Source organism: Novosphingobium sediminis (assembly GCF_007991615.1).
In the GTDB taxonomy this organism is placed as follows: Bacteria; Pseudomonadota; Alphaproteobacteria; order Sphingomonadales; family Sphingomonadaceae; genus Novosphingobium; species Novosphingobium sediminis.
This window is the reverse complement of sequence record NZ_BJYR01000012.1, coordinates 1-16,790: the sequence shown is the minus strand read 5'-3', so window position 1 is coordinate 16,790 and position 16,790 is coordinate 1. Positions and strand designations below refer to the sequence as shown.

15 protein-coding genes are annotated in these 16,790 nt (G+C 65.6%); 12 read left to right on the top strand and 3 right to left on the bottom strand.

Annotated elements, in window-relative coordinates:
- The 4 genes from glgC (at position 1) to glgX (ending at position 6,193) form a co-directional block, all read left to right on the top strand.
- Entirely contained in the window at positions 1-1,260 is a 1,260-nt protein-coding gene (gene glgC, locus NSE01_RS08560; RefSeq protein ID WP_147159186.1) for a glucose-1-phosphate adenylyltransferase, read from the top strand.
- Between the two features lie 102 nt (positions 1,261-1,362).
- Complete coding sequence (glgA, locus tag NSE01_RS08555; RefSeq protein ID WP_147159185.1) at positions 1,363-2,811, top strand: glycogen synthase GlgA; 1,449 nt, start codon at positions 1,363-1,365, stop codon at positions 2,809-2,811.
- Positions 2,808-4,436 (top strand): alpha-D-glucose phosphate-specific phosphoglucomutase, encoded by a 1,629-nt coding sequence (locus NSE01_RS08550; RefSeq protein WP_147159184.1) that lies wholly within the window; start codon positions 2,808-2,810, stop codon positions 4,434-4,436. The genes glgA and NSE01_RS08550 overlap by 4 nt, the downstream gene beginning before the upstream one ends.
- Positions 4,433-6,193 (top strand): glycogen debranching protein GlgX, encoded by a 1,761-nt coding sequence (gene glgX / locus NSE01_RS08545; protein WP_147159183.1) that lies wholly within the window; start codon positions 4,433-4,435, stop codon positions 6,191-6,193. The genes NSE01_RS08550 and glgX overlap by 4 nt, the downstream gene beginning before the upstream one ends.
- A gap of 4 nt (positions 6,194-6,197) precedes the next feature.
- Here glgX and NSE01_RS08540 read toward each other — a convergent pair whose 3' ends face one another.
- The gene (locus NSE01_RS08540) at positions 6,198-6,869 is read right to left on the bottom strand and encodes an RBBP9/YdeN family alpha/beta hydrolase (RefSeq protein ID WP_147159182.1); all 672 of its coding nucleotides are present in this window, start codon (positions 6,867-6,869) and stop codon (positions 6,198-6,200) included.
- A gap of 20 nt (positions 6,870-6,889) precedes the next feature.
- Between NSE01_RS08540 and NSE01_RS08535 the strand changes: the two genes are divergently transcribed.
- The 7 genes from NSE01_RS08535 to NSE01_RS08505 all read left to right on the top strand — a co-directional run bounded on the left by NSE01_RS08535 (position 6,890) and on the right by NSE01_RS08505 (position 12,436).
- On the top strand, positions 6,890-7,186 hold the full coding sequence (locus tag NSE01_RS08535; protein WP_147159181.1) for a hypothetical protein: 297 nt from the start codon (positions 6,890-6,892) through the stop codon (positions 7,184-7,186).
- Complete coding sequence (locus NSE01_RS08530; protein WP_147159180.1) at positions 7,183-7,971, top strand: DUF2334 domain-containing protein; 789 nt, start codon at positions 7,183-7,185, stop codon at positions 7,969-7,971. The genes NSE01_RS08535 and NSE01_RS08530 overlap by 4 nt, the downstream gene beginning before the upstream one ends.
- A complete protein-coding gene (locus NSE01_RS08525; RefSeq protein WP_147159179.1) occupies positions 7,968-9,140 on the top strand; it encodes a glycosyltransferase in 1,173 nt (390 codons plus the stop codon). The genes NSE01_RS08530 and NSE01_RS08525 overlap by 4 nt, the downstream gene beginning before the upstream one ends.
- Before the next feature lie 40 nt (positions 9,141-9,180).
- Complete coding sequence (locus NSE01_RS08520) at positions 9,181-10,143, top strand: hypothetical protein (protein WP_246135112.1); 963 nt, start codon at positions 9,181-9,183, stop codon at positions 10,141-10,143.
- Positions 10,140-10,670, top strand: coding sequence for a DUF2141 domain-containing protein (locus NSE01_RS08515; protein WP_147159178.1), 531 nt, complete (start codon positions 10,140-10,142; stop codon positions 10,668-10,670). The genes NSE01_RS08520 and NSE01_RS08515 overlap by 4 nt, the downstream gene beginning before the upstream one ends.
- Before the next feature lie 8 nt (positions 10,671-10,678).
- Positions 10,679-11,869, top strand: a complete 1,191-nt coding sequence (locus NSE01_RS08510; RefSeq protein WP_147159177.1) for a glycosyltransferase — start codon at positions 10,679-10,681, stop codon at positions 11,867-11,869.
- A 141-nt stretch (positions 11,870-12,010) separates the two neighbouring features.
- Entirely contained in the window at positions 12,011-12,436 is a 426-nt protein-coding gene (locus NSE01_RS08505; RefSeq protein ID WP_147159176.1) for a DoxX family protein, read from the top strand.
- A gap of 80 nt (positions 12,437-12,516) precedes the next feature.
- Here NSE01_RS08505 and NSE01_RS08500 read toward each other — a convergent pair whose 3' ends face one another.
- Complete coding sequence (locus NSE01_RS08500; protein ID WP_147159175.1) at positions 12,517-15,108, bottom strand: TonB-dependent receptor; 2,592 nt, start codon at positions 15,106-15,108, stop codon at positions 12,517-12,519.
- A 451-nt stretch (positions 15,109-15,559) separates the two neighbouring features.
- On the opposite strand from NSE01_RS08500, the gene NSE01_RS08495 reads away from it, so the two are divergent.
- Complete coding sequence (locus NSE01_RS08495; protein WP_147159174.1) at positions 15,560-16,252, top strand: murein L,D-transpeptidase catalytic domain family protein; 693 nt, start codon at positions 15,560-15,562, stop codon at positions 16,250-16,252.
- Here NSE01_RS08495 and NSE01_RS08490 read toward each other — a convergent pair.
- Positions 16,249-16,701: a MaoC family dehydratase gene (locus tag NSE01_RS08490; RefSeq protein WP_147159173.1), complete on the bottom strand. Its 453-nt coding sequence runs from the start codon at positions 16,699-16,701 to the stop codon at positions 16,249-16,251. The genes NSE01_RS08495 and NSE01_RS08490 overlap by 4 nt on opposite strands.
- Positions 16,702-16,790: the final 89 nt, after the last annotated feature.

The window sequence follows — 16,790 nt, the reverse complement described above, 5'->3', positions numbered from 1 at the left end:
ATGAGAGATACTTACGCACAGCCGCTGGCGCGCGATGCGATGGCCTATGTGCTGGCAGGCGGACGCGGGAGCCGTCTGTACGATCTCACCGACAACCGCGCCAAGCCTGCGGTCTATTTCGGCGGGGTCAGCCGGATCATCGATTTCGCGCTGTCGAATGCGATCAATTCGGGCATCCGCCGCATCGGTGTGGCGACGCAATACAAGGCGCACTCGCTGATCCGCCACATGCAGCGCGCGTGGAACTTCATGCGGCCCGAGCGTAACGAGAGCTTCGACATTCTCCCCGCCTCGCAGCGCATTTCCGAGAACGCGTGGTACGAAGGCACGGCTGACGCGGTCTACCAGAACCTCGACATCATCGCGAGCCATGCGCCCAAATACATGGTCATCCTCGCGGGCGATCACATCTACAAGATGGACTACGAGCTGATGCTGCAGCAGCACGTCGCGACCGGCGCGGACGTGACGATCGGCTGCCTCGTGGTGAAGCGCGAGGAAGCCAAGGGCTTTGGCGTGATGGCGGTGGATGCGAACGCGGTCATCACCGATTTCGTCGAAAAGCCCGAAAACCCGCCCGCAATCCCAGGCGATCCGGAACACTCGCTGGCTTCGATGGGCATCTATGTGTTCGACACGAAGTTCCTGTTCGACGCGCTGCGCCGCGATGCCGAGGACCCCAATTCGAGCCGCGATTTCGGCAAGGACATCATTCCCGACATCGTCAAGAACGGGAAGGCCGTCGCCCACCGCTTCACCGACAGCTGCATCCGCGCTGCCGAGGAAATCGGCGAATACTGGCGCGACGTCGGCACGCTCGACGCCTATTTCGAGGCAAACCTCGACCTCACCGACGTGGTGCCCGCGCTCAACATGTACGACCGCGACTGGCCGATCTGGACCGATCAGGTCGTGGCGGCGCCGGCCAAGTTCGTCCACGATATCGAGGGGCGGCGCGGCATGGCGATTTCCTCGCTGATCTCGCAGGACTGCATCGTCTCGGGCGCGATCGCCAGGCGTTCGCTGCTGTTCACCGGCGTGAAGATGGGCTCGTACTCCAGCGTCGATGAAGGCGTGATCCTGCCCTATTGCAACATCGGCCGCGGCGCGCGGCTCAAGCGCGTGATCCTCGATTCCGGTGTGCGCATTCCCGAAGGCCTCGTGGTGGGCGAAGACCCGGTGCTCGACGCCAAGCGCTTCCGCCGCACCGAAGGCGGCGTGGTGCTGATCAACAAGGCGATGATCGAGCGGCTGAAGTGATCCTGCCCACCCCCAGCCCCTCCCGCAAGCGGGAGGGGAGTACCAAGCGCTTTCCTTTCAGTCCCCCTCCCGCTTGCGGGAGGGGTTAGGGGTGGGAACTCCATGACCAACGTCCTCTCCGTCGCCTCCGAAGCCGTCCCGCTGGTCAAGACGGGCGGCCTCGCCGATGTCGTCGGCGCGCTGCCCGAGGCGCTTGCGCCGCACGGCGTGGCCCTGACCACGCTGCTGCCGGGCTATCCCGCCGTCATCGCCGCGCTCGGCAAGAAGCCCAAGGCCCTGCACAAGTGGGACAGCCTGCTGGGCGAACCGGCACGGCTGCTGGCGGGCAAGATTAGCACTCATCCTCTGCTGGTGCTCGATGCGCCGGGGCTGTTTGCGCGCGAGGGCGGGCTCTATGGCGATGTCACGGGCCGCGACTGGGCAGACAACTGGAAGCGCTTCGCCGCGCTGGGCCGGGCTGCGGCGGATGTGGCGGGGGGCATGGTCAAGGGCCTCACCTTCGACCTCATGCATGCGCATGATTGGCAGGCCGGCATGGCGCTTGCCTACCAGCGCTTTGCGCCTGCGGGGCCGGTGCTGCCTTCGGTCATCACCATTCACAACATGGCGTTTCAAGGTCACTACGGCGCGGACCTGTTCCCGGCGTTGGGCCTGCCGCCGCAGGCCATGGCGATTGACGGGATCGAATATCACGGCGGCATCAGCTTCCTGAAGGCAGGCCTTGCTGCCGCGAGCCGGATCACCACGGTGAGCCCGACTTACGCCCGCGAAATCCGCGAGCCGGGCTTCGGCATGGGCCTCGAAGGCCTGATCCGCGCACGCGAGGGAGACGTCAGCGGGATCGTCAACGGCATCGATCCTGCGGTATGGAACCCTGCAAGCGATCCGGCACTGAAGGGAACCTATTCGGCAAGGGCGCTGGCCAAGCGGGCGGCGAACGCGCAGGCGCTTGAGGCCGAATTCGGCATTGAGCAGGGAGATGGCCCGCTCTTCATCGTCATCAGCCGCCTCACCTGGCAAAAGGGCATGGACGTGCTGCTTGAAGCCGCCGACCACCTCGTCGGCATCGGCGGGCGGCTGGCGCTGCTGGGTTCGGGCGATGCGGCGCTCGAAAGCGGGTTCCATGCCGCCGCCGCGCGCCATCCGGGGAAAATCGGCGTGCGCATCGGATATGACGAAGCGCTTTCGCATCGGATGCTCGGCGGCGGCGATGCGATCCTCGTGCCGAGCCGGTTCGAGCCTTGCGGACTGACCCAGCTCTACGGCCTCGCCTATGGCTGCGTGCCGGTGGTGAGCCGCACCGGAGGCCTTGCCGATACGGTGATCGACGCCAACCTTGCCGCGCGGCAGGCCGGCGTTGCCACCGGCGTTCAGTTTGACGGGGTCCGCTGGCAGACGCTGGCCGATGCCCTGACCCGCACGGTGCAGCTTTACCGCGATCCCGCCGCCTGGCGCAGCCTGCAACGCGCCGGGATGAGCGCGGATTTCTCATGGATCGGCAGCGGTCTGGCCTATGCCGATCTCTACAGGAGCCTTACGGTAGCCGCATGATCCAGACGATTCCTTCCTCGCCGTTCACCGATCAGAAGCCGGGCACTTCGGGCCTGCGCAAGAAGGTGCGCGTTTTCGCCCAGCCGAACTACGCGGAGAACTTCATCCAGTCGGTGTTCGATGCAGTGCAGCCTGAAGCAGGCTCCACCCTCGTGATCGGCGGCGACGGGCGCTATCACAACCGCACCGTGATCCAGGCGGCGATCCGCATTGCAGCGGCGAACGGCTACGGCCGGGTGCTGGTCGGGCAAGGCGGCATCCTCTCGACCCCGGCCGCCAGCCACGTGATCCGTAAATACGGCGCGAGCGGCGGGCTTATCCTTTCCGCCAGCCACAACCCCGGCGGGCCGGACGAAGACTTCGGCATCAAGTACAACATCGCCAATGGTGGGCCCGCGCCCGAGGCGATCACGGACGCGATCTTTGCGCGCACCAAGGTGATCGACCGCTGGCTGACCGTTGAAGCCGCAGATGTCGATCTCGATACGCTGGGCTCGCAGCAAGTTGCGGGCACGACGGTCGAGGTGATCGACAGCGTGGCCGACTGGGCGGACCTCATGGAAACGCTGTTCGATTTCCCCGCGATCCGCGCGGCGGTGGCAGGCGGGCTCTCCATGGCGTTTGACGCGATGCATGCCGTAACTGGCCCTTACGCGGTCGAAGTGCTGGAAAGGCGGCTCGGCTTTCGCCCCGGCACCGTGCAGAACGGCGTGCCGCTTGAGGATTTCGGCGGGCACCATCCCGATCCCAACCGCGTCCATGCCAAGGTGCTGTTCGATCTGATGTTCTCGCCCGATGCCCCGGCGTTCGGCGCGGCGTCGGACGGCGACGGCGACCGCAACCTGATCGTGGGCAAGGGCATCTTCATCACGCCTTCGGATAGCCTCGCGATGCTGGCGGCGAACGCGCATCTCGCACCGGGCTATGCCAAGGGCCTCGCCGGCATTGCGCGTTCGATGCCGACGAGCGCGGCGGCGGACCGGGTGGCCGAGGCTCTGGGCATCCCTGCGTTCGAGACGCCGACGGGCTGGAAGTTCTTCGGCACCCTGCTCGACGCAGGCAAGGCGACGATCTGCGGTGAGGAAAGCGCCGGCACCGGTTCGGACCACGTGCGCGAGAAGGACGGGCTCTGGGCCGTGCTGCTCTGGCTCAACATTCTGGCCGCGCGCGGCGAGAGCATGGAAGCCATCGCCCGCCAGCACTGGGCGAAGTTCGGCCGCAACTACTACGCGCGGCACGATTACGAGGCGCTGCCCAAGGACGATGCCGAGGCGCTGATGGCCGCGCTTGAAGCCTCGTTCCCGACGCTTCCGGGCAAGGCATTCGGGCCGCTGACGGTCGAGAAAGCGGACAGCTTTGCCTACACCGATCCGGTGGATGGCTCGTTCAGCGCCAATCAGGGCCTGCGCGTGCTGTTCGTGGGCGGATCGCGCATCGTGCTGCGGCTGTCCGGCACCGGCACCGAAGGCGCGACCTTGCGGCTGTACCTTGAGCGCTACGAGCCGGCAGGCGGCACGCTCGATGCCGATACCGACGCGATGCTGTCCGATCTCATCGCCGCAGCCGAAGCGATTGCCGGGATTGCCGCGCGCACCGGCCGCAGCGCGCCCGACGTCATCACATGACACAACTTTCGGTGCGCGCCCCGCGCGCCGAGGCGGTCATGCTCTGCCTGTTTGAAGGCGAGACCGAAACCCGCGTGCCGATGGTCCGCGGGGGAGACGACTGGTCTGCCAAGGCCCCTGCCCCCGGCACCCGTTATGGCCTTCGCGCGCAGGGCGAATGGGCACCGGAGCGCGGGCTGTGGTTCGACCCCGCCAAGCTGCTCGTCGATCCGCGTGCAGTGGAGCTGGACCGGCCCTTCACCTATAGCCCGGCGCTGTCCCAATATGGCGTGGATACCGCGCCGCTGGTGCCGCGCGCGGTAATGCTGGAACCCTTGCCGGACGTGCCGCTCCAGCCGCCACACTTCACGCGCGGCGGGCTGATCTACGAAGTCAACGTGCGCGGGTTCACCATGCTGCACACCGATGTGCCGGAAGCGCAGCGCGGCACAGTGGCGGCACTGGCCCATCCCGCCGTGCTCGCACATCTCGAAAAACTGCGCGTGAGCGCGGTGGAACTCATGCCGATCACCGCCTGGATCGACGAGCGCCACTTGCCGCCGCTCGGGCTCCGCAATGCATGGGGCTACAACCCTGTCGTGCCGATGGCGCTCGATCCGCGCCTCTGCCCCGGCGGCGTGGCCGAACTGCGAGAAGCGGTCGCGGCGCTCCACGCGCGCGGCATCGGCGTGATCCTCGATCTGGTGTTCAACCACACCGGCGAGAGTGACATTCTGGGACCGGTGCTCAGCTTTCGCGGCCTCGACAATGCGGCCTACGCCCATGCGCCGGACGGCAGCCTCATCAACGATACCGGCTGCGGCAACACGCTCGATTTCGCGTACGCTGCGGTGCGGGCGCTGGTCGTCGATACGCTGCGGCATTTCGTGAGGCATTGCGGCATCGACGGGTTCCGCTTCGATCTCGCGACCGTGATGGCGCGCGGACCGGGATTTGCGGCGGATGCGCCGATCTTTGCCGAAATTGCCGCCGACCCGTGGCTGGCAGACCGCGTGATGATCGCCGAGCCGTGGGATATCGGCCCCGGCGGCTATCAACTGGGGCGCTTCCCCGCGCATTGGCTCGAATGGAACGACCGCTACCGCGACGATGTCCGCCGCTTCTGGCGCGGCGATGCTGGCGTCGGCTTGCTCGCGACACGGATCGCGGGCTGCTCAGACATATTCGGCAAGGACTGCCGCGCGGTGAACTACCTCGCCGCGCATGACGGGTTCACCCTCGCCGATACCCTTGCCTACGAACACCGCCACAATCACGCCAACGGCGAGGACAACCGCGACGGGCATGGCGAGAACTTCAGCTGGAACAATGGCGCCGAAGGGACGTCCGAAGATCCGCAAGTCCTCGCCCGCCGCGCCGCCTTTGCCCGCGCCATGCTCGGCACGCTGTTCGTCTCAACAGGCACGATCATGCTGACGGCAGGGGACGAGTTCGGCCGCAGCCAGCAGGGCAACAACAACGCCTATGCGCAGGACAACGCGGTGACGTGGGTCGACTGGGAAGGCAGGGACCGCGCGCTGGAAGACCATGTCGCGGCGCTGGCGGCATGGCGGGCGCAGCGGGACTTCACCCAGTTTCCGGATGAGGGCGAATGGCGGGCGCTGGACGGCGTGCCAATGGATGCGGCCAGATGGGAAGATCCGGCGACACCGGGTTTCAGCTGGGAAGCAAAGGGCGAGGCGGTGCGATCGACGGGATTGGGGATCGATCGCACCGCCCCGTGGGCCGGACCTCGGGGAGGGATTGAGGCCCGTTAAAGGATCAGGCGCGCTGCCAGACAAGCGCCGGATCGAACTCATCGCGCGCGGCAGGCAGGCCGCGCGGCGTGTCCTGCACCACCGGCAGCGGCTGCGGCAGCAAGGTGTTGAGCAGCAAGCGGCCAAAGGCCCAATCGCCCAGTTCGGATGCCGCATTGATGTACCCCGCCTCCCCCGCATCGGCGAGGCGCGCGCCCCAGCGGCGGGCAAGCCTGCGGGCCTGCGCCATCGTCAGATATGGGTCATTGCGACTGGCAACGAGGATCGAAGGGAACGGCAGCGCTGCTTCGGGCACCGGGGCAAAGCGCGTCAGCCGCCGATCAAGCGGGCGCTCCTCAACATCGGGCGGCGCAACCAGCAGCGCGCCGATTACTTTCCCGCCTTCGATAACTCCGCCCGGCTGCTCGTATTCCGCCCACCACGCCACCGCGAGGCAGCCAAGGCTGTGCGCTGCAAGCACCACCGGCCCTTCGGCGCGCTGGATCGCGAGGTTGAGCTTGTTCACCCAGGTGTTGCGATGCGGATCTTCCCACAGCCCCAGATCGACCCGGCGGCAGCGCGGCAGGCGCGCTTCCCATGTTGTCTGCCAGTGCCCGGGGCCAGAATTGCCAAGGCCCGGCACGGTGAGGATCACGGGCGGTGTGGTATCATTCAATGCATTGATTTCATGGGCCATATAACGTCTCCGAGAGAAGAATGGCCGGTCGACTCGGTACACGTCCCGACAGCCCTGTCGTTAACTCAACATTTTTGATAGACAATAGCATCCGCGACGAGACGCGCGAGGATTTCGCCAGTCCGTGCAACGATGCCCGCCGCCTTGCGGAATGCCGGTGCGATTGCCATTTCCTCGCCGCAGTTGGCGTGCACAAGCGATCAGGAAGCCCGGAACAGGTCACGCGCGAAGGGGCCACACCCATGATGACAATCGATGGCGGGATGCGGCTGCGCCTTGCGGCAGTGCAGCATGTGGTGATACCGGCGCGCGCATGAACGCCCCCGCGCCCTCTTCTGCCCATTCCGCGCGGCGGCCGCCAACGAAACGTCTGGTGGTTTCGATCCACGATGTCTCGCCCCGGTTCGAGGCCCAGGTCGATGCGCTGGCAGAGCGGCTGGCGCGCCATGTGGGCGAGGCGAACTTCGCCATGCTGGTAATCCCCGACCATTGGCGCGGTGCACCGATTGCGGGGAATGCGGCGTTCGCGGCACGCCTGCGCGGCTGGGCCGATCAGGGCATCGAGATGTTCCTCCACGGCTGGAGCCACAAGGACGAAACGCCCGCCACTGAAGGGCTTGCCGCGATCAAGGGCAAGCACATGACGGCGGGCGAAGGCGAGTTCCTCAATCTCCCGCAGGCCGAGGCGCTGGCCCGGATGCGCGACGGGCGCGCCCTAGTGGAAGACACCATCGGCCGCCCGGTGGCGGGCTTCATCGCGCCTGCATGGCTTTATGGCGATGGCGCCCATGCGGCGATGCGGGAGCTCGGCTTTGCGCTCGCCGAAGACCACATGAAGGTCTGGCGTCCGGCCAGCGGTGAAGTGCTGGCGAAAGGCCCGGTCATCACCTGGGCAAGCCGCAGCAAGCCGCGCATCGCCAGTTCGCTGTTTGCCGCATCGCTGGGCCGCATGGCGCTGCCCTTCACCCAGACGATCCGCGTTGCGGTCCATCCGGGCGACACCACCGTCCCCGCGCTGCTGACCAGCATAGACAAGACGTTGGCGCGCTTCGTGCGCACGCATCAGCCTTCGCGCTATGCCGCGCTAGGCGGGGCGGCATGAACGCGCTTTCGGCAGCCATGACGCAGGAAATGCCTGCGCCTGCGCGGCCGCTGCGCGTGCTGACCTTCCTGCACAGCTTCGAGCCCGGCGGTGTGGAGCGCGTGGCACTGCGACTGCATGAAGCGTGGCGCGCGCAGGGGCTGGATGCGCGGCTGGTGATGGGCCGCACCGCGGGCGCGATGAAGCGCGAGTGGCCGGGCATCGAGCTTGAAGTGCTCGGCCCCGAGGCGATCCCCAGCGCGGCGTGGGAGACGCTGTGGATGATCGCCCTGTTGCCGCGCGCGATCCGGCGGATCCGGCCCGACGTGCTGTTCTGCGCGGGCAATTCCTACACGGTCGTCGCGGTGGCGATGCGGCTGCTGCTGGGCAAGGCCTGCCCGCCGGTTGTCGCCAAGATCAGCAACGATCTCACCCGCAACGATCTGCCCGCCCCGGCGCGGCCGTTCTACCGGCTGTGGCTGCGCATTCAGGGAAGGATGCTGCAGCGCCTTGTCGGCATGGCGCCGCCGATGCGCGAAGAGATCGGCAGCCTGATGCGTGTGGAAGATGCGCGCATAGCGGTGATCGACGATCCATCGCTGGCGGAAGCCGATATCCAGCGCCTCACCGCCGCGCGGGCCGCGGCCAAGGCGGCACCGCGTGGCCCCGGAAAGCGCTTCCTCGCCATCGGCAGGCTTGCGGCGCAGAAAAATTTCAGCCTGCTGATCGATGCTTTTGCGCGCATGGCGGGGCCAGATGACAGTTTGGCCATCATCGGCGAAGGCAGCGCGCGCCGATCACTGGAAGCGCAGATCGCCCGCCTTGGCCTTGCCGGAAAGGTGCGCATGCCGGGCCATGTCAGCCCCCTCGATGCCGAGCTGGCCAGGGCTGATGCGCTGGTACTTTCCTCGGATTATGAAGGAGTTCCGGCCGTCGTTGCCGAGGCGCTGGCGGCTGGCCTGCCCGTGGTGACCACGCGCTGCAGCGTGAGCATGGACGACATGCTGGGCGGCGGGCGCTTCGGCCTGCTGGTGCCGGTGGGCGATGCCGACGCACTCGCACAGGCGATGAAAGACATTGCCAAGTTGAAATTTGACGAAACCGTTGCGCGCAATCAATCACGCCGGTTCACCGTGGAGATAGCTTCGCATGGCTATCGCGCGCTGATGGAGGGCCTCGCCTGTGCTTAACCCCGATGGCGAGGCGGGCTCCTCGAAGGATATTTCACCGATGGTTCCCCCAGAAGCGATGGCCGAAGCCCTGACCGAAACCCTGCCCCCGGTGCTGCCCACGGCGCTGCCGAACTCCGGCTCGCTGGAGCGCAACCTGCGCAAGTGGAGCGGCTGGATCGGGCCCGTGATTTCGCTCGCCATTCTGGCTGCCGTGCTGTGGCAGCTGCGGAAGATCGACTGGGCGCAAGTCTGGTCGATCGTGCCAACCTCGCCGCTGATCTGGCTGGTGCTCGCCGCCAGCTATTTCGCAGGCCCGGTGGCGGATTGGGTGATCTTCCGCAAGCTCTGGGGCATCCCCGTCTCGGGCATCTTCCCGCTGCTCAAGAAGCTGATCGGTAACGAACTGCTGCTGGGCTATGTCGGCGAAGTCTACTTCTACGATTGGGCGCGCCGCCATGTGAAGATGGAAGGCTCGCCGTTCGGTGCGGTGAAGGACGTTGCGATCCTGTCGGCGCTCGCCGGCAATATCATGACGGTGCTGCTGCTCATCTTCACCTGGCCGATCATCAGCCAGCTCGGGCTCGATGGCGGCGGCGCCGGCGATAGTCACGTGCTCGCCACTTCGATCGGCGTGGTGCTCGTCACCAGCCTCGTCATCATGTTCTTCCGCAATGGCCTGCTCAGCCTGCCCAAGGCCGAACTCGCCTTCGTCTTCGTCGTCCACACCCTGCGCATCGTCGCCAATACCGGCCTCTCGGCGCTTGCCTGGCATCTCATCCTGCCCAGCGTCGGCATGGGATCGTGGCTCCTTTTCGCAACAGTTCGCCTGCTTCTGTCCCGCCTGCCGTTAATTCCCAATAAAGACATCGCCTTCGCTGGAATATCGACTCTCCTTGTTGGGAGTCAGGTTCAGACTAGCGACATGATTGCCATGATATCGCTCCTTATCGTGGCAACGCATGTGGTGTTGTTCATTGGCTTGATGCTGCTTGATCTGGTGCAGAAGGAGAAGAATGCTTGAAACGGTTCGTCTTCCTTGGTGGTGCACTTGCGCTGCTTGTTGCGGCGGCACCGATCCCCTCGACGCCTGACCTCGGCAAGGCCGAAGGACAGTGCCGTCCGGGCGAGAACGGCCCAGCGTTTCTCGTAGATCTCATCGGCCTTAAGGACCGCGCCGGGCGCGTGAAGGTTGAGGTCTATCCGGCCAACGACGCCGATTTCCTCGCCGACGACAACGTGCTGGTCATGGCAGGCAAGACCTTCCGCCGCGTGGAAGTGGCCGTCCCGGCCGAGCCTACCCCGCGCGTCTGCATTCGCCTGCCCGGCCCCGGCACCTATGCCGTAACCGTGCTGCATGACCGCAATGCCGATCGCAAGTTCAGCCTCAGCCACGATGGCATCGGCTTTTCGGGCAACCCCCGGCTGGGCTGGTCAAAGCCCAAGGCGAACGCGGTCGCCGTCAATGCAGGCGGAAGTTTAACCACGTTGCGCGTAGTAATGAATTACCGTACCGGCCTGTTCTCGTTCGGGCCCCTCAAGAGGTCGTAGGTCGTCCCATGAAGCTTGTAGATGTATGCGCCTTCTACGCGCCCAAGGGCGGCGGCGTGCGCACCTATGTCGATCGCAAGCTGAAGGCTGGCGCGGCGATGGGCCATGAAGTGGTCGTCATCGCGCCGGGCGAGGAAAACCGCGTCGAGGAACGCGGGCCGAAAGCACGCATCGTCTGGCTCAAGAGCACGGTTTTCCCGCTCGATTTCAACTACCGCTATTTCAGCGACGTGCCTGCGCTTTACCGGGCGCTGGACCGCGAGGCGCCGGACATGGTCGAGGCCTCTTCGCCCTGGCGCAGTGCCAGTCTGGTGGGCGAATGGCCGGGTACGGCCCCGCGCGCGCTCATCATGCACGCCGATCCGCTCTCGGCCTATGCCTATCGCTGGTTCGATGGCGTCGCCCCGCGCCCGGTGATCGACAAGGCGTTCGATCGCTACTGGCGCCACCTGCGCCGGCTCGACACGCAGTTCGACATGATCGTGAGCGCCAGCCAGGGCCTGTCCGACCGCCTCACGAACGGGGGTCTGTCGGGCGTGGTGACCAATCCGATGGGGGTCGATCCGGGCGTGTTTGCCCCCTCCCATCGCGATGAACGCCTGCGCAAGGGGCTGCTCGAAATGTGCGAGCTGCCCGAAGATGCCACGCTGCTGATCGGCGTGGGCCGGTTTGCGCCGGAAAAGCGCTGGCCGATGCTGGTCGATGCCGTCACCGCAGCGGGTACGCGTCGGCCCGTGGGCATGGTACTGGCCGGGCAAGGCCGCGATCTGAAGGCGATCGAGAAGCGCATCGCGGGCAATCCCCACATTCGCATCCTCGAGCCGATCACCAACCGCGCCGAACTCGCCCGCGTGATGGCGAGCGCCGATGCGCTGGTCCATGGCTGCGAAGCCGAGACGTTCTGCATGGTCGCCGCCGAGGCACGCGCCTCCGGCCTGCCTCTCATCGCCCCCGATGAAGGCGGCGCGGCCGATCAGGCACGCGCATCAGGCGGGTGGATCTACGAATCCGCCAACGCCGCAGACGCCGCCGAAACCATCGTCGAATACTGCATCGCGCGCGAAAGCGGGATCGACGGCCCGCGCGCCAGCATCCCTGCCCCGCGTGTGATGGACGACCACTTCGCCGAGCTGTTCGCCAGCTACGAACGCCTCGTTCGCGACGCACGCCGCGAAGTGGGCCCGCGCCGCGCGGCGTAAACTGCTACCCCGCAGCTTTTCCATTTTATCGAATAAATGAAACGATATTATCCGGATTTTCCGGATGATCGGTCACGCGTATTCCGTTTGCAACAGGACCGGACGGCTCCTCGCCCGGCAAGAACTGCAAAGGATCAAGCCATGACCACCACCACTGTCAACGCCGCCACTGCCCAGACTTCGGAATCCGCAACCGGTCACATCCTCGCCGCCGCCGGCCGCGTGCTGATTGCCGCGATCTTCATCCTCAGCGGCCTCGGCAAGATCGCCGCGCCCGATGCCACCATCGACTATATCGCCAGCGCTGGCCTGCCTTTCGCCCCTGCCGCTCTGATCGCCGCGGCGCTGATCGAAGTCGGAGGCGGCCTTGCGCTGATCGCCGGGTTTCGCACCCGCATCGTTGCGCTGGTTCTCGCGGGCTTCAGCGTCGCCACTGCGCTCGCCTTTCACGCGCACTTCGCTGATCAGAACCAGTTCATCCACTTCCTGAAGAACCTCGCCATGGCCGGCGGCCTGCTGCAGGTCGCAGCATTCGGTTCGGGCAAGATCGGCCTCGATCGCCGCTGAACCCGCCCTCTGCCCAAACGAAAAACGGCGGCCGGATCGCTCCGGCCGCCGTCCTTTTGTGTGTGCAGGCTGCGCTGCGATCAGAACTTGATCGAAGCGTCGAAACCGAAGGTGCGCGGCATGTTGAAGTTGCCGTAGTCGCCCAGCACGCTGCCGTTGTTGCCGATCACAACCACGTTGGTGCCCGCCGGGCCGCTGGTCTGCACAGCGGGGAGGCTGTTCGACGGATCGCGGCGGTAGACGTACTGGTGGTTGAAAACGTTGCGGCCCCACAGCCCGATGTTGAGCTTGTTGTCACCGACCTCGATGTCGAGCAGCGACAGACGGGCGTTGACGATGAAGCTCGAGTCAGCCTTCGTTGCAAACTGATCGAAGCTCTGCGTCGCCTGAGCGTAGTTGGCATCGACGTGGATCTTGGGGCGAGCGCCGCCAAGGATCTCCGGCAGGTCGTAGTCGATCGACGCGCTCGCGGCATTGCGCGGCGTGTAGACGATGTAGAACTTCTGGTTCACCGTCGTGCTGAACAGCGCCGTGCCCGTGCTGCTGAACTGCGTGTACGTCACCGGCACGAGAGGAATGTCGGTGTAGGTATAGGCGTAGGAGAAGTTCATGGTCAGGCGGCTGACCGGCTTCACCGTCAGGTCAGCTTCAATACCGCGGATCTTGGTCGTGCCCGGGGCGTTGAACGTCACGAGGTTGTTGAAGTTGCCGGTCGCGGTGGGCTGGATGGTCGAAAGGTCCACCTGGCTACCGGTGCGGTCCATGATGTAACCCGCAAGGTTCAGACGGGCACGGCGGCCAAACAGGTCGGCTTTCAGACCGATTTCGTAGCTCTTGACGTCTTCCGGGTTGAACGCCCGGTAGTCCGAAGTTCGCGAGCTGGCACCGCCGGCGCGGTAGCCGGTCGCGTACTTGGCGTAGGTGTGAACCTCGTCGTTGACGTCGTAGGCGATCGTCACCAGCGGGTTGAACCGGCGCCACTTCTTGTCGAGCGGCACATAACCGTTCGCCGCAGCGATGGCCGGGTTGGTCCGGTAGTCGATGTTGCGCGAATAGACCAGCTCGCCCTGCTTCTCGTCCCAGGTGTAGCGGCCGCCAGCCGTGATGTGGAGCTTGTCGGTCGCATTCCAGGTTGCCTGGCCGAAGATCGCATAGCTCTTGGAGCTGACCTGCGAGGCGCGGTCGATCGAGCAGCCGTTCACGGCCTTGCCAACGAAATCAGGGGTATCGGCCGTGCAGAACACGTTGGGCACGTAGGTGGCCTGCGTCGGCGTGTTGTAGATCACGCGCATCGAGTTCGGCGTGGCGGCCGTGTCGCTCACGTGTTCGTTGAAGTAGTAGAGACCGGCAACGTAATCGACTGGACCGATCGAGCCGACAGCCTGCAGTTCCTGGCTGAACTGGCGCTGGCGCAGGTCGGCAAGGCTGTAGCGGCTGAAGGTGCAGCTCGCCGGGCCGTTGACGGTGCAAGCCGGGGTGTAGTTGACGACCGGCACGCGGTGGGCGCCGCCCGAGTTATCCCACTGCTGCACATCCACACCGCGCCATGCGGTGATCGAGCGCAGTTCGATTTCCGGCGCAATCTTCCACTTGAGGACGTTGGTGAAACCGTGGGTCTCGTCGAAGCTGCGGCGCTGCGGCACGCCGATGTCGGCAGTGCGCATCAGGGTATCACCATTGACCTCGACGCCGGGAAGCAGCGCGCGAACCGTGCCCTGCGTCCCAACAAAGGCGGTGCCGGGGGTGGTGCAGGTGCTGCCGGCGGGGATCGCCAGCGGCGAGGAGTTCGAACCGCCGCTCTGGCAGTTGTTCGGGTTGTAGTTCAGCAGCTGGCTGTAGAACGGAGTGTTCTCGTCGCGCGCGATGTCGAAGGTGAAATCGTTGGTCAGGCCCGCGAAGGGGTTCCAGCGAACGGCGGCGCGGAAGCCCTTGCGATCGAACAGGCCCCAGCCTTCCTGGTTCGGCATCGGGTTCTTGGTGACGGGGTCCTGATGCTGGTAGACGCCGTCGAGCTTGACCGAGAAGCCGATCACTTCGGGCAGGTTGAGGTGGATTGCACCGCTGCGCGAGCCGATGTTGCCGATGCTGCCATCGATGCTGCCGCCGAACTTGCCGGTGGGAGCTTTCGAGATCAGCGAGAGCGCGCCGCCTTCGGTATTGCGGCCGAACAGCGTGCCCTGCGGACCCTTGAGCACTTCGACGCGCTCGATATCGAACAGGCCGGTGTTGAGGCCATGCTGGCGGCCAAGGTAGACGCCGTCAATATAGATGCCGACGCCCTGTTCGCGAGCGGGCTGGTTCGCATCGAGCGGAACGATGCCGCGGATGCCGATAGTGAGGGCCGACTGGCGCGCCTCGAAAGTCGCAACGCGAAGGCTCGGTACGCCGCCGTCGGCGAGATCGAGCAGGCTCTGCACGCGGCGCTCGCGGATCGTTTCCGCGTTCACGACCGAGATCGAGATCGGCGTCTTCTGAAGGTTGGTCTCGCGCTTGGTCGCGGTGACGACGATTTCCTCGATCGGCACGCCATCGGGCAGGCCTGCAGCAGGAGCCGGTGCGGCTTCGGCAGCGGCAGCTTCAACCGGCTCAGCGGCGAAGGCAGGAAAAGCGATGAGTGCAAGCGCGCCCGCTCCGGCCAGCAGGCCGGCGCGGATGGTATTTTCGAATGTCATGGTAAACCTCTGCTAGACAGGTTCGAGCCCCGGATGAGGGCGCTCTAGGCAGCTTGCATGACTGTATTCTGACATCCTGACATGAAGGTGTCACACAAAACTGGCGGAATTCCGCCAGTTCCATCCGAGTGTGACGGAATATCCACGCAGCAATTTTATTGCCGAAACGACATAATCCGCCATTTGTAACTTTTTATTTCTTAATACGGCATTCGCCGCCCGCGCGGATTCGGCGGCGACCCTGAAAATGCCCCTCGGCGGAAGCGATGGCGCTGATTTGGTCCACGCCCCAGCCCGCCATAGCACTGCAGGCCGAGCCGCGACTCGCAACGGTCAGTGGCACGTGAGCCACGCTTCGTCGCAACATCAACCGCTAGGGGGTTGGATCATCAACCGTTGCCTGCCTTAGTTGCAGGCGGGGTCGCTAACGCGTTCAGGACTTGCTGAAACAATGACAATCAACCGGCGCCACTTTCTTGGCGCCCTCACCGGAACCGCTGCTTCGCTTGCGCTGCCGCGCCAGCCCCTGCATGCGCAGGAAGCCGAACTGCCGGGTGGCACGTTCTGGGGCACAGTACCGGTGGCTGATGCAGGCGCACCTATGGTGCAGGGCGAGCCGGTGGCCATCGCACGCTCGGGCATCCTCCCCCTCATCCCGCGCGCGCTTGCGGCGCTGGACCAGCACGGTTCCGTGATCGCCGCCCGCGACCGCATCGCCATCGTCGATTTCTCGCAGCCTTCGCGTGAAGCGCGCTTCCATATCGTCGACCTTGCCGGCGGCACCGTCTCCGCGCCGCTGCTGGTCGCGCATGGCAAGGGCTCGGACCCGGCCAATTGCGGCATGGCGCAGCACTTTTCGAATCAGGTGGACTCCGAAGCCTCCTCACGCGGCAGCTACGTCACGGGCGAGCTTTACTACGGCAAGCACGGCCGTTCGCGCCGACTGGTCGGTCTCGATCCGGATAACGACCGCGCGATGGAACGCGGCATCGTGATCCACGCGGCGAGCTACGTGTCGCCAGCCGTTGTTGCCATGCAGGGCCGCGTCGGCCGCAGCCAGGGCTGCTTCGCGGTGAACCCGCGCGAAATCAACCACGTGCTCGAAGCGCTCGGCCCGGGCCGCCTGCTCTTCGCGACGGCCTAAGCGGGCTTCTTCGCCAGCAGTGCCATCCGCAGGCAGCGGCACACCACTTCGTCGCGCTGGTTGAGAGCTTCGTGCGCGAAGGTCACGATCCCTGCATCGGGGCGCGACTTGCTGGCGCGCAACTCCACCACTTCGCTGGTGGCGCGCAGGGTATCGCCGAGGAATACGGGCTTCGGCATCACCAGCTTGTCGTAGCCGAGGTTGGCGACGAGCGTGCCCACGGTGGTATCGCCGACCGACAGCCCCACCATCAGCGCAAACGTGAAGGTGCCGTTGACGAGGATCTGCCCGAACTCGCTGGCCCGCGCGGCTTCGGCATCGATGTGCAGCGGCTGCGGATTGTGCGTCATCACCGAGAACAGCAGGTTGTCGGTCTCGGTCACGGTGCGGCGGATTTCATGGGTGAGCTTGTCGCCCACCTGCCATTCATCGAAGTAGCGGCCTGCCATTCCCGAGTGTCCTTTCTTCTTCCCCCTCCCCTCAAGGGGAGGGCCGGGGTGGGGTTTACGACGCCAGCGCCCACGCCGCTGCGCGCTCC

Excerpts from the sequence above, each read along its gene's own strand:
- glgC (WP_147159186.1), top strand. The coding sequence starts at position 1 with ATGAGAGATACTTACGCACAGCCGCTGGCGCGCGATGCGATGGCCTAT.
- glgA (WP_147159185.1), top strand. The coding sequence starts at position 1,363 with ATGACCAACGTCCTCTCCGTCGCCTCCGAAGCCGTCCCGCTGGTCAAG.
- NSE01_RS08550 (WP_147159184.1), top strand. The coding sequence starts at position 2,808 with ATGATCCAGACGATTCCTTCCTCGCCGTTCACCGATCAGAAGCCGGGC.
- glgX (WP_147159183.1), top strand. The coding sequence starts at position 4,433 with ATGACACAACTTTCGGTGCGCGCCCCGCGCGCCGAGGCGGTCATGCTC.
- NSE01_RS08540 (WP_147159182.1), bottom strand. The coding sequence starts at position 6,869 with ATGGCCCATGAAATCAATGCATTGAATGATACCACACCGCCCGTGATC.
- NSE01_RS08535 (WP_147159181.1), top strand. The coding sequence starts at position 6,890 with ATGGCCGGTCGACTCGGTACACGTCCCGACAGCCCTGTCGTTAACTCA.
- NSE01_RS08530 (WP_147159180.1), top strand. The coding sequence starts at position 7,183 with ATGAACGCCCCCGCGCCCTCTTCTGCCCATTCCGCGCGGCGGCCGCCA.
- NSE01_RS08525 (WP_147159179.1), top strand. The coding sequence starts at position 7,968 with ATGAACGCGCTTTCGGCAGCCATGACGCAGGAAATGCCTGCGCCTGCG.
- NSE01_RS08520 (WP_246135112.1), top strand. The coding sequence starts at position 9,181 with ATGGTTCCCCCAGAAGCGATGGCCGAAGCCCTGACCGAAACCCTGCCC.
- NSE01_RS08510 (WP_147159177.1), top strand. The coding sequence starts at position 10,679 with ATGAAGCTTGTAGATGTATGCGCCTTCTACGCGCCCAAGGGCGGCGGC.
- NSE01_RS08505 (WP_147159176.1), top strand. The coding sequence starts at position 12,011 with ATGACCACCACCACTGTCAACGCCGCCACTGCCCAGACTTCGGAATCC.
- NSE01_RS08500 (WP_147159175.1), bottom strand. The coding sequence starts at position 15,108 with ATGACATTCGAAAATACCATCCGCGCCGGCCTGCTGGCCGGAGCGGGC.
- NSE01_RS08495 (WP_147159174.1), top strand. The coding sequence starts at position 15,560 with ATGACAATCAACCGGCGCCACTTTCTTGGCGCCCTCACCGGAACCGCT.
- NSE01_RS08490 (WP_147159173.1), bottom strand. The coding sequence starts at position 16,701 with ATGGCAGGCCGCTACTTCGATGAATGGCAGGTGGGCGACAAGCTCACC.